The organism is Paenibacillus sp. 05T425 (genome assembly GCF_056396205.1).
In genome coordinates this window covers 118,959-130,997 of sequence record NZ_JBFTLA010000001.1, presented here as the reverse complement: position 1 = coordinate 130,997, position 12,039 = coordinate 118,959, and the positions used below count along the sequence as shown (strand labels likewise).

Sequence of the window (12,039 nt, the reverse complement as noted above, 5' to 3'; positions counted from 1 at the left end):
TAAGGAGGAAATGCTTTTTTTTGGCTAATCTTCTTTATGGATTATTTTTGCAATGAATACGTTAAATGAACGATCGTGCTGTTATATTGGCTGCCGTTCCATTCGGCATAAACGAGCGCTTTGCTGGATGGGCTCCAAGAGGTCGATGCATTTTCGATATCTACGGCCAGCTGGGTGGACTTATCGGTTAACAGGTCGTGGATATATAGCCCCTTCACGGTTACTCCGTTTACATCGGCCTTCTCGCTGTACGCAATCATCCGCTGATCGGGCGACCATGAAACCCCGTTAAGCTCCGTCCCTTCTGCAATCGTTTTTTGATTGCCCCCGTCTGCGTCGCAAAGAATCAACACGTTTTTGGAGCCGTTTGCTTGCAACACCAGCATTTGATTCCCGTCGGGCGAGGGGAATACGCCGTAAACATGATCCAAATTCATGCTTGCCTTTACTTTCGTCCCCAGGTCGAGCACCATTAAGGACTCATTGGAATTGGTAGTGTAATAAACCCTATCCTTCATTTTTTGGGCGATAACCAAAGCTTCCTCCGTTAAGCCGACTAATGGAGCGATGCTCCCCGTAGAACTTGCTATGTAGGCGCCTCCGCTGTAAGCTGCGCCAATTATCGTTGCATCATCCGACCAATGGGCGCTCATAGCCCCGCCAATCGGATCTCCCATAATGCCGAATGAATCCAACGTATTCAGGTCCATCACGTGATAGACAGGATCTCCTAATGAGAATTCGCTATATAGCAAATGGCTTTTATCGGCAGATAAGGACGCGACTCCCAGAAACGCATTAGCCTGTTCTTTTAGCAGCTCGTATTGTTTGGTAGTTAGGTTGTAGGTATACAGGCTTCTAGGATAGGAATCCGACAATTCCTCTAGCTTCATTTTATCTAGAGACGTGTTTTCTTTCGATACGATGACGGTTTCCTCGTTCAACCAGTCCGTTATTTCCATCTTTTCATATCGTTCCATTTTGTCGACGGAAACAGTAGGCTCGCCTGCTTCCTTGCCGGTATCATCAATAACCGTGATCGTTTCCCCAGGCTTTTTGATGACCCCCCTGTTAACACCCTCTTCCGAACTGCAGGCCGTAACGTATATAAGCAACGTTGCAGCAAAACCGACTATGATCCTATTTGTTTTCTTCATTAAGATCGCCTCCTCGATACCTACAATATCAAGAAATTGTTGCAATCCTGCAAACGAATGTTTCCAAGATGTAAACAAAAGCATCGAATATGTTAATTTTAGTTACCCAATTCCGATGGCCCATAAGCCGGGAAAGAGATTCTGAATACGGTTCCTGCCGAATCGGTGCTCACAAGCTCGATAGAGCCCCCTTGCGATTCCGCAACCTTTTTGGCTAGAGAAAGCCCAAGACCGGCGCCGCCATGTTCCTGGGCTCTGTTTTTGTCGACGGTGTAGAATGGCTCGAAAATTTTGTGCGCTACGTCTTCCGGGATGCCAATGCCTGTATCGGCTATTTCAATGATAACCTGACCATCCTTCCATTCATTCCTTACCCCAATAAGGCCCTTTGGTTTGTTATATTTAATGGCGTTATCCATAAGATTGACAAGAACGATCGTCAAGCAGTCTTTGTCGGCTTCCGCATAAGCTTCGGTTAATTCCGTCTCCAGTCGTATGCCGAACTTATCCAGCTTCCCTTGCAGGCTGTTCAGCACGAGCTGGATCGCTTGCCGCACATCGATCTTTTCCTTGATGAATTCGAAATCGTATTTGTCCAGCGATGCCAATTGCAACACCTTTTCGACCATTTCATAGAGCCGCCGAGTTTCGCTTGTGATATTGGCTTTCGCTGTTTTGAGCAGCTCCTCATCGTCCGGGTACATGTCAAGCAAATCGAGATAGGCTTTAATGGACGTTAACGGTGTTTTGAACTCGTGGGTAACGTTGCCGATAAACTGCTTTTGCTGCTTATCGAGCAGAGATAATTTATGGACCGCCAGCGTTAATTTTTCCCGTTCCTGGTCCTTATCCCGGATGGTTCGCATAATTTGCTCGCTCATGGCCCGGATGCCTTCGCTCAATTCACCGATTTCATCCTTTCGCGAGAGCGTGTCTGCTGTGAACTGCCCGTCCCGAATCCGATCCACCGTGCGGTTAAGTCTGATGATGCCGCCGGCAAACGAATTAAAGTAAATATAAGCCAAAATAAAGCTGAGTAAAAACACGCCCGTCCCGATATAAATAAACAGCTGCTTGATCTGAGTGTAAAAAGCCAGGTTCTTCGATAAGGAGTAATTGAACTGCACAACGCCGATCTGCTCATTGCCCGCGCTTAACGGGGTCATGTAATACAGCGATTCTTTTTCCGTGAGATAGGCCGTTTTATTGTTCAGGGCAAAGGCTAACGTTTTCTTCATGCTGCCTGTTGCAACGTTCGGTCTGTCTTTATTAAGAATGGTTCCTTGCTGATCGTACAACACGACCGATTGCCCGCTTATTAATTCTAATTGCTCTGCAAAATCCTTGCCTTTCGACGCAAGAAACGTTTGAGGCACTTTGATCGACTCGGTCATAATGGTCTGGATCAAATAGACGTTTGCGGTTGTCGCTTGCTGGGCAAAATACTGCTCGATCTCCGCCTGCTGATTTTTTTTGATGCCTTCCAGCACGAGCAAGCTTAGGACGAACACCGTAAGAAGCAATAGGATAGCCAAAAAAATACTGAATTTAATTTTTATGCTGATTCTCACGGTATCCTCCCATCGCTTTATAACCGATGCCGTGTACGGTCTGTATGATATCGTTATTATCGGATCCTAGCTTTTTTCTAAGCCTTTGCACATGAATGTCCACGGTGCGCGTGCCGCCAATATAATCCATTCCCCAGACCAAATCCAAAAGCTGCTCTCTCGTATAAACTCTGTCGGGGCTGGCAATCAGCAGTGCCAACAGATCGTATTCTTTCGGTGTCAAGTCCAGCTTCTCGTCGCCGGCCAAAGCCGCTCGTTTGCTCCTATGCAGCACGATTCCGCCCAGCCTGATTTCGTCAAGCTCTTGTTTCTCTCCTGCGGCCTGCATTCTTCTAAGCAAGGACTTTAAACGCGCAAGCAGCTCCCGCATATCGAAGGGCTTCGTGATATAATCGTCGGCTCCCAGCTCAAGTCCCAAAATTTTGTTGATGATATCCTCTTTGGCTGTCAGCATGATCACGCCGATGCGCCCTTTATCCTGCAGCTTCTTCAGAATGTCATAGCCATCCATGCCGGGAAGCATCACATCCAAAATGATGGCATCCGGACGAAACGCATATACGCTTTCCATCGCTGCTGATCCATGAGCAACTACCTGGACGGTGTATCCTTCTCTTCTTAGGGCGTATGCGATGGCATCCGCAATGTTTCTTTCGTCTTCGATGACCATAATTTTTTCGTTCATTGATTCACCGATCCATTCTCCCAATTTACAAAACAGTCTATCATCCCTGAAACTTGAAATCTATCACTCATTTCTAGTATAAATGGTGTATGTCTGGAAAAGTGGAGTGTAGCCATGTATAAGGTACTCTTAGTGGATGACGAATTTATTATATTAGACGGCATTGCTTCGGTCGTAGATTGGGAAGCATGCGGTACGCAATTAATTGGAACGGCGCAAAATGGAGTCGAGGCGTTCGAGCTCGTGAAGCGCGACCCGCCGGATATTATTATTAGCGACATTCGTATGCCGGGAATGGACGGCCTGCAGCTCGTAGCAGCGGTAAGGGAGCTTAATCCGGATATATCGTTTATTTTGCTAACGGGTTTCTCCGAATTCGATTATGCGAAGACCGCCATGCAGCACGGGGTCAATCATTATTTGCTGAAGCCGTGCAGCGAGGAAGCGCTAATGGAAGCGCTCGAGGAAGTCGTGCAGCGGCGACGGGAAAAGGATGACAACGACCATTTCGTGCAATCGATTAAGTACGGCCTCGAGCGCGTGCTGCCGCATGCGAAGGAGCAATTTCTGAAGGAGCTCGTCACGAACAAAACGTACGGCGTTATGGAATGGCAATATTTCGGCCGATTGTTCGGTCTTCAGTTTCAAACCCAGCGCGTTCGGCTGCTGCTTGCGGAAATCGAGGGCGAGTACGAGTACGAGCATTTGTTTGCGGTCAAAAACATTGCCGAGGACGTATTTCAAAATCCGGTCTTAAGCTCGACGGTAGGAGGCCATGTGCTGCTGCTGATGGAGGACGAGCTTAGCGAGGAGCAATTGTTCGAGAAAATCGACGCGATCCGCTCCACCTTTATGAAATATTACCGTTTGGATCTAACGGCCGCGCTGAGCGAGCCCGGCGAGCTCGCGCATGTGAGGCGGTTGTACACGCATACGCTTGCTTGTCTCAATCACCGGTTCTACCTTGGTGAAGGCAGCTTAATTACGGAACGCGATATTTCCGTTCCGGAGGATGCGGAGAAGCGGGATTTCGAATACGATCCGGAGCGGCTGTCGATGCCGATCAAGGCGGGCCACTGGGCGGACGCCGAGCTTGAGCTGAAGCGAATGTTCGGGGAGCTGTCCGAGCTTCGATATGAGATCGAGGAAACGAAATCGTATCTCATCCAAATCTTCATGGAAATTATTCGTATATGCTCTCCCGCTCAGATGAAAGGTTATTTGGACAAGCTGCCGGGTCTAATCGCGGGCAGCACGCTGCAGTCGTTCGAGCAGTTTGTCATGACGATCGCCCGCGAAATTACGCTGGACCGTTATGAGCGCAACCGCCGCAAGCAGTCTCAAATGGTGCAAAGCGTGATCCAGATCGTGCAGGAGAGATACAGCGACGAAACGTTGACGCTGCAGACGATTGCTGCCGAAATTTATATGAATCCCGATTACATCAGCAAAATGTTCAAAAAGGAAACCGGTGAAAAGTTTACGAATTACGTCATGAACATCCGGATCGAGAAGGCGCTGGAGCATATCGAGCGCGGAGGCGACTTGACGATTGCATCGTTGGCCGAAGCGTCGGGCTTCGGTGAAAATTATTCGTATTTCAGCAAAATATTCAAGAAGTATACCGGTTTTTCGCCATCCGAATACCGAAAATCGCCTTCATAAGCGATACGCACAGTAGCACCTTGCATCCGTATTTAGACGGATTGCAGGGTGTTTTTTTTCCAATTAAGCCAATGTCGGATTTTTTTCAACGGAAATTTAGCAACGGTTTTGAACAAAAAGGCATCGGAAATGGACATGGGCATCGCCAGTAGATGCGGGTATATTAGTAAGCGTAATCATTAATTAATTAACACGAAGGATGGAGGGTTACCCGATGGAGCTGGAGCAACAGCTGGCAGACAAGAGCGCAAAGGCGAAGACAAGCACATTATCCTTCATCAAAAAGGAACTCATACGGAATAAATATGTATACCTCATGTTAATTCCGGTTGTCGCTTACTATCTCATTTTCAGCTATGGACCGATGTACGGCCTCCTGATGGCGTTTCAAAAGTCTTACAGTCCGATCAAGGGCATTATGGAAGGCAAATGGATCGGGTTCGACAACTTTACGATGTTTTTCGAAAGTTATTACTTTTGGCGAATTATAAAAAATACGCTTATTCTCAGCTTTTATAGTATTGTGTTCGGCTTCCCGGCCCCGATTATATTGGCGCTGCTGCTGAACGAGGTTCGATTGAAATGGTTCAAGAGCACGGTACAAACGGTCAGCTATATGCCTCACTTCATATCGGTCGTAGTCGTAGTCGGTATGTTGAAAACGTTCTCAGCGCTTGACGGCGGCTTGTTCAACGTCATTCGAAGCTTCTTCGATCTTCAGCCGGTCATGTTCCTTGCGGAAGCGGATATGTTCAGACCGATGTACATTTTGTCGAACATCTGGCAAGGTGCGGGCTGGGCGTCGATCATCTTCCTGGCGGCGCTGAGCGGCATCGATCCGCAGCTGTACGAAGCGGCGAAGATGGATGGCGCTGGGCGCTGGAAGCAATTAATGCATATTACGCTTCCGGGTATATTGCCAACGATTGTCGTCATGCTGATTCTACGTCTAGGCGCGGTGATGAATTCCGATTTCCAAAAAATATTGCTTATGCAAACAGCGCCAACCTATGAGACATCCGACGTCATATCGACCTTCGTCTATCGGTCAGGCATTCTGGAAGGCAATTACACATACTCGACAGCAATCGGACTCATTAACGGTGTCATTAACTTCTCGCTGCTATTGCTAGCGAACTCGATTAGCCGCAAGGTGAATTCCACAAGTCTCTGGTAAATAGGAGGAGCCTATGAAACGCTCAACAGGCGAATATGTATTCGATACCGTCAATATCCTGCTGCAATGTTTCGTCATAGCACTGTGCTTCTACCCGATGCTGTACGTGCTTAACTCATCGGTCAGCGATCCGGATCAAATGCTTCGGTCGCGTTCGCTCATGCTGCTGCCTCAAGGCTTCCAGCTTGAAGCTTACAAATTCGTGTTCAATTATCCAAAGATCTATACCGGATATCTCAATACGCTTATCTACGTTGTGGTCGGAACGACAATTAACTTATTTATGACCTCGCTTGCCGCTTACGGGCTTTCCCGTATGGATCTAATGGGCAGAAAGACGCTCATGAAGATGATTACGTTTACGATGTTTTTCGGCGGCGGCATGATTCCGACTTTCCTGCTCGTGCAAAATCTCGGTCTTGTCGACACGAGATGGGCGCTTCTTATCCCAGGCGCAATCAGTACCTTCTACTTCCTTATCATGAAGACGAGCTTCGAGTCGATTCCGATCAGCCTGATCGAATCGGCCAAGCTTGACGGAGCGAATGACATCACTGTTCTGTTCCGCATCGTGCTTCCGCTGTCCAAATCGATTCTTGCGGTTATGATGCTGTATTACGCGGTTGATCATTGGAACGATTATGTGAATCCGATGCTTTATCTGCGCAGTCAAGAGCTGTATCCGATCCAAATCGTCATGCGCGATATTCTCATTAGCAGCAGTACGGAAGCGATGGGGGCGGGAGCGGACACAGGCTTTGCGATCGGGGAAAACATCAAGTACGCGACGATCATTATTTCGACGCTGCCGATTATGATTGTGTACCCGTTCATCCAACGATTTTTTGTTCAAGGCGCTTTAATCGGTGCCGTGAAACAATAAATAATTTCAAACTTTACTTGGAGGCGATTCACTGTGAAAAAAAAAGCGGGGTTAATTCTTGTGAGCTCCATGGTGCTGCTCAGCATCTTGTCGGCATGCTCGGGGAACAACAATGGATCAAACACAGGCAATAACGGCAATACGCCGGCGGGTACGGAGGCGCCTAAGGAAGAAGCGATTACAGAAATTCCGCTTCCGATTACGAACGAATCGTTCACGATCGATTATTGGCGCGCTAACGACGGCAAGCTGACGGCTTCTTTGCAAAATTTCGGTGAAATGGCCAGCTATAAAAAGAAAGAAGAGCTGACCGGGATCAAAGCCGAGTTTACGCATCCGCCGCTAGGACAGCAGAAGGATCAGTTCAACCTGCTGATCGCTACGAAAGATTTGCCGGACGTTATTTATTATAACTGGGCAGATGCTGTCGGCGGACCTGAGAAAATGATCGATGACGGGCGCATTATCCGCCTGAACGAGCTGATTGATCAATATGCGCCGAACCTGAAAAAAATTATCGATTCCGATCCGGACGTGAAGAAGCAAATTTCACTCGACGACGGCACGATTTACATGTTCCCGTTGCTTAAATTGGATGCCTTGAAGCTGAATGCGACTTCCGGTCTCATTATGCGGAAAGACTGGCTTGATAAGTTGAACTTGAAATCACCGACAACGATCGACGAGTGGCATACGGTATTGAAAGCGTTCAAGGAGCAGGATCCGAACGGCAACGGCAAAGCCGACGAGCTTCCGTTCACCGGCAACTGGGGCCCTGGCAACCTGACGAAGCTGCATGACTTCGCGCCTGCGTTCGGCGTTATCGGCGGCTTCCAAATCCAGGACGGCAAAGTAGCATTCGGTCCGATCCTGCCCGGTTATAAAGATTTCCTTACGGAAATGGCGAAATGGTACCAAGAAGGACTTGTCGATCCTGAGATTATGACGAACGACGGCAAAGCGTTCGACTACAAAGTGACGAATAACTTAGCCGGATCTTATCAAGGCGGCGTATTCAGCGGCATGGGCAAATACTTTAACTTGATGAGAGGCACCGATCCGAACTTCAACTTGACGGGTGTTGCTTCGGCGCTTGCGCCGGACGGCAAATCATACGCGGCGTTCAATATGGAAAACAAGGTGTTGACTTACGGCGAAGCGATTACTTCCAGCGCCGACAAAGATAAGTTGAAGTATATCGTTCAATGGATGGATTACAACTATAGCCCTGAAGGCAGCGATTTGTTCAACTTCGGTATCGAAGGCGAGAGCTACACGAAAGAGGGCGACACTTACAAGTTTACAGATCTGATTACGAAAAACCCGGACGGCTTGACGTATGACCAAGCGCTTTCGAAATTCGCGCTCTCGATCATGGACGGTCCGATCAACCAAGACAGCAAATATTTGGACGCGCTGCTATTTGACCAAGGTCAAAAAGACGCGAACACGGAATGGATGAAACAAAGCTCGGCGCTGGCGCTTCCTATGATTCGCCTTTCGATCGACGAAGCAAGCCAAGTGACCTCCATCATGAGTCAAGTCAACACGTACTTGAACGAAACGATGACTGCAATCATTAACGGCTCGAAGCCGGTGTCAGAGTATGACAAAATGGTAGACACGATCAAAGGCATGGGCATTGACGAAGCGATTAAGCTTCATCAAGCAGCTTATGAACGTTATATGAACAAGTAATAGCCAGTATAGAGACTGTTTACCGGGGCGGCGAAAGCCTCGGCAAGCAGTCTCTTCTTCCAGCTTCGATCATGCGGAATGAGAGATTGAGTGCGCAGTATGCTCCTGAATATGTTATACCTAAAGTATGAATGATGCTAAGGAGGCACTCGCTTGATCAAAGCCTATCGAAATATGAGCATAAAGCTGAAAATATTTTTTATCATTGCGTTCATTATGATCCTCATCATTACCCTGGCGTTCAGCTCGCTCTATTACGCTTATTCGATTTACGATAAGCAGCTGTACGATAAATCGCATAGACTGCTGAACCTATCGTCCTCTTCGATCGATATGGAGCTTAAGAAGCTGGAATCGATGTCATTGACCATCCTATCGGATACGGTCATACAGCAAAGCTTGAAGGAGCTGCATGTGGACGACTCCGAATATACCGGTTATGTCATCCGCAAGAGAATGACTGATCGGTTATGGGCGCATATAAGCACATCCGAACGGTACGTGCAGTCCGTGCACTTGGTTGATACGAAGGAGAGGGTAAGCAAATACGGCAGCTCTGTGGAGCTGGTGGGCGAGAAGTATAAGCGCATCCGTGATATGGCTTCGGCCGGAAAAGGAGCCGCGCGCTGGTTGTATCCGGATAATACCGACCCGATGCTGATTCTCGTAAGGGAAGTTCGATCTTACGAGCCTCTGACGCTCGAGCCGATTGGTTTCCTCATCTTGCGCATTAATATCGAACGGATCGTTGAAGATTACGCGGGAATTGCTTCAGAGAACAGCGATGTGATCATGAAATCCGGTCAAAGCGTCGTTTATCCGTACCGCAATCTTTCGCCCGAAATGGCTCAGGCCGCACAGCCTTTAGATCAATCAGACGGTTATGAAATAAAGGATATGAACGGTGAAGCGGTATTTTTATCTCAGAAAAAATCATCGTATACGGGCTGGACCTATTACAATGTTGTTCCCTACAATCATATTTTCGAAAAAATCGTGTGGCTCAAAAACACGTTGATTATTGTGTTTACGGCCACGGTTATTATTGTCATCTTAATCGGACTGCTGTTCGCCCGAAGCTTAACGAAGCCGATTCGCTTGCTCATCAACCAGATGAAAGAAGTGCAGTACGGAGACCTGGAGAACATGGGTGCAAGTCTGCACGGCGCCGTTATTCAGCAAATGGACGAGGTAGGGCTGCTTCAGCGCACATTCCGGTTAATGATGGCCCGGATTAATACGCTAATCAAAGAAAATTACGCGAATCAGCTCATTATTAAGGAAACCGAGTTTAAGGCGCTGCAAGCACAGATCAATCCGCATTTTCTGTACAATTCGCTGGATTCGATCAATTGGCTGGCGAAGAAGAACGCTCAAGGACAAATTTCGAGCATGGTCGTGTCGCTAGGCTATTTGCTTCGTTCTTCGATCAGCCTAAAACGCAACGTCATTACGATCGCGGAAGAGCTCGAAATCGTACAGCATTATATCACGATCCAAAAGTATCGCTTCCAGCATCGGCTCGACTTCCACATGGACGTGGACGAGCGGTACGCGAACGTGCCGATACCGAAGCTGACGCTTCAGCCTTTATTGGAAAACGCGATCCAGTACGCGCTCGAGCCTCAGATTGAGCCTTGCACCATTCGTATTTATGCCCAGGAAACAGGCGATCGGCTCGCTATAATCGTCGAGGATCAGGGACCAGGCATGGAAGAGCATTATTTGCGCAAAGTGCTTAGCGGCGAAGTTGAAACAAGAGGCTCCGGCATCGGTCTGACGAATATCCAAGATCGGATGAGGCTCGCCTTCGGAGAAAGCTATGGGATTCTAATAGAAAGCACGGTGGGGAGCGGCACGAAAGTTTTGGTTATGCTGCCGCTTACCCGGGAGGTACAAGCACGATGAAAACGACCATACGGATAGGGATGCTGTTAGTCATAGTTGCGATCTTATTCGGCTGCGGCAGGATGGAAACCGTTGATCCGGTCCGATCATCTGACGAGCCGATTACGCTTCGGGTATTCTGGTGGGGGGGAGACTTTCGAAATAACGCGACGATCCAGGCGATCGAAATGTACGAAAAGCAAAATCCGCATGTGAATATTGAGTTCGAATATACCGGCTTTAACGAATATTGGAAGAAGCTCGCGCCATATGCCGCCGGCAACGCGCTGCCGGACATCATTCAGATGGATGTTTCCTATTTGGCGCAATATGGGACCTTGGATTTACTCGAGGACTTAACGCCTTATATGGACAAGAAGTTGATCGACGCAACCCATATTAGCGATAATAACTTGTCCGGAGGCAAGATCGGGGATCATTTATTGGGCATTAACTTGGGCGTCAACGCGTTGTTCAGCGTTTATGATCCGGAAGTGTTCAAGCAGCATGGCATTGCGCCGCCGGCCGAGAATTGGACATGGTCCGATTTTGAATCGATGGGCGAGCAATTGAAAGGCAAAGGCGTTTATGTCGGAACAGACCTTACGCCTGAGCAGTTTTTTGCTTACTTTCTTAGACAGAACGGGCGCACGCTGTTTGCCGCCGACGGCACGAAGCTCGGGTATGAGGATGACGAGCTGTTCGTCGATTATTTCGGCCGCATGCAGAGAATGGCGAAGGCTCAACTCATTTTCTCGCCGGATATATGGTATTCCGATGTGCGGTTATCGGATTCGGATCCGTTCTATACAGGAGGAGCGCTGCTCGGCTGGGGGTATTCCAATCAGTTTATTACAACGGCCGAGAAATACGGCAAACCGCTGCAGTTAGCGCCAATTCCCGGTCCGAATAGAGATCAAGGCATGTTTCTGAAGCCGGGCATGTTTTTCTCCGTGGCGAAAAACTCGAAGTACAAGGACGAGGCGGCTAAGTTCATCAGCTTTTTCGTCAACGATCTGGAAGCGAACAAGATTATGAAGGCGGAACGGGGCGTACCGGTGTCCGCGAAGGTGAAAGATGATCTGAAGCCTTTCTTGGAACCGGAGCAGCAGCAAGTATTCGAATATGTGGAATGGGTGGAACAGCATAGCAGCCCGATCGATCCGCCGGATCCCGTCGGAACGGGGGAAGTAACGGCGGTGCTTCGCAATTTGTATGACTTGCTGCTGTTCGACAAAATAACGCCGCAAGCGGCTGCCGCTGAATTTAGAACGAAAGCGAACGCTATCTTGGAGCGAAATAAAAAATGAGGAGAT

9 protein-coding genes are annotated in these 12,039 nt (G+C 48.3%); 6 read left to right on the top strand and 3 right to left on the bottom strand.

All coding sequences use genetic code 11. The features are described from left to right. Nucleotides 1–41 precede the first annotated feature (41 nt). The 3 genes from AC1DF0_RS00515 to AC1DF0_RS00505 all read right to left on the bottom strand — a co-directional run bounded on the left by AC1DF0_RS00515 (nucleotide 42) and on the right by AC1DF0_RS00505 (nucleotide 3,413). Nucleotides 42–1,157, bottom strand: a complete 1,116-nt coding sequence (locus AC1DF0_RS00515) for a TolB family protein (RefSeq protein ID WP_477572726.1) — start codon at nucleotides 1,155–1,157, stop codon at nucleotides 42–44. 98 nt (nucleotides 1,158–1,255) lie between these two features. Continuing rightward, nucleotides 1,256–2,728 carry a sensor histidine kinase gene (locus tag AC1DF0_RS00510; protein ID WP_477572725.1) on the bottom strand — a complete coding sequence of 491 codons (1,473 nt, stop codon included), beginning with the start codon at nucleotides 2,726–2,728 and terminating at the stop codon, nucleotides 1,256–1,258. Further along, entirely contained in the window at nucleotides 2,706–3,413 is a 708-nt protein-coding gene (locus AC1DF0_RS00505; protein ID WP_442048848.1) for a response regulator transcription factor, read from the bottom strand. Before AC1DF0_RS00505 ends, AC1DF0_RS00510 begins: the two co-directional genes overlap by 23 nt. 114 nt (nucleotides 3,414–3,527) lie before the next feature. Between AC1DF0_RS00505 and AC1DF0_RS00500 the strand changes: the two genes are divergently transcribed. From AC1DF0_RS00500 to AC1DF0_RS00475, 6 genes are all read left to right on the top strand, one after another. After that, nucleotides 3,528–5,078, top strand: coding sequence for a response regulator transcription factor (locus tag AC1DF0_RS00500; RefSeq protein ID WP_477572724.1), 1,551 nt, complete (start codon nucleotides 3,528–3,530; stop codon nucleotides 5,076–5,078). Nucleotides 5,079–5,292: 214 nt separating this feature from the next. Next, nucleotides 5,293–6,255, top strand: a complete 963-nt coding sequence (locus AC1DF0_RS00495) for an ABC transporter permease subunit (RefSeq protein ID WP_475823101.1) — start codon at nucleotides 5,293–5,295, stop codon at nucleotides 6,253–6,255. A 13-nt stretch (nucleotides 6,256–6,268) separates the two neighbouring features. Further along, a complete protein-coding gene (locus tag AC1DF0_RS00490) occupies nucleotides 6,269–7,138 on the top strand; it encodes a carbohydrate ABC transporter permease (RefSeq protein ID WP_477572723.1) in 870 nt (289 codons plus the stop codon). Nucleotides 7,139–7,171: 33 nt separating this feature from the next. Beyond that, nucleotides 7,172–8,836, top strand: coding sequence for a type 2 periplasmic-binding domain-containing protein (locus AC1DF0_RS00485; RefSeq protein ID WP_475823100.1), 1,665 nt, complete (start codon nucleotides 7,172–7,174; stop codon nucleotides 8,834–8,836). Nucleotides 8,837–8,989: 153 nt separating this feature from the next. Next, nucleotides 8,990–10,744, top strand: coding sequence for a sensor histidine kinase (locus AC1DF0_RS00480; RefSeq protein WP_477572722.1), 1,755 nt, complete (start codon nucleotides 8,990–8,992; stop codon nucleotides 10,742–10,744). Next, nucleotides 10,741–12,033, top strand: a complete 1,293-nt coding sequence (locus AC1DF0_RS00475) for an ABC transporter substrate-binding protein (protein WP_477572721.1) — start codon at nucleotides 10,741–10,743, stop codon at nucleotides 12,031–12,033. The genes AC1DF0_RS00480 and AC1DF0_RS00475 overlap by 4 nt, the downstream gene beginning before the upstream one ends. Nucleotides 12,034–12,039: the final 6 nt, after the last annotated feature.

Excerpts from the sequence above, each read along its gene's own strand:
- AC1DF0_RS00515 (WP_477572726.1), bottom strand. The coding sequence starts at position 1,157 with ATGAAGAAAACAAATAGGATCATAGTCGGTTTTGCTGCAACGTTGCTT.
- AC1DF0_RS00505 (WP_442048848.1), bottom strand. The coding sequence starts at position 3,413 with ATGAACGAAAAAATTATGGTCATCGAAGACGAAAGAAACATTGCGGAT.
- AC1DF0_RS00500 (WP_477572724.1), top strand. The coding sequence starts at position 3,528 with ATGTATAAGGTACTCTTAGTGGATGACGAATTTATTATATTAGACGGC.
- AC1DF0_RS00495 (WP_475823101.1), top strand. The coding sequence starts at position 5,293 with ATGGAGCTGGAGCAACAGCTGGCAGACAAGAGCGCAAAGGCGAAGACA.
- AC1DF0_RS00490 (WP_477572723.1), top strand. The coding sequence starts at position 6,269 with ATGAAACGCTCAACAGGCGAATATGTATTCGATACCGTCAATATCCTG.
- AC1DF0_RS00475 (WP_477572721.1), top strand. The coding sequence starts at position 10,741 with ATGAAAACGACCATACGGATAGGGATGCTGTTAGTCATAGTTGCGATC.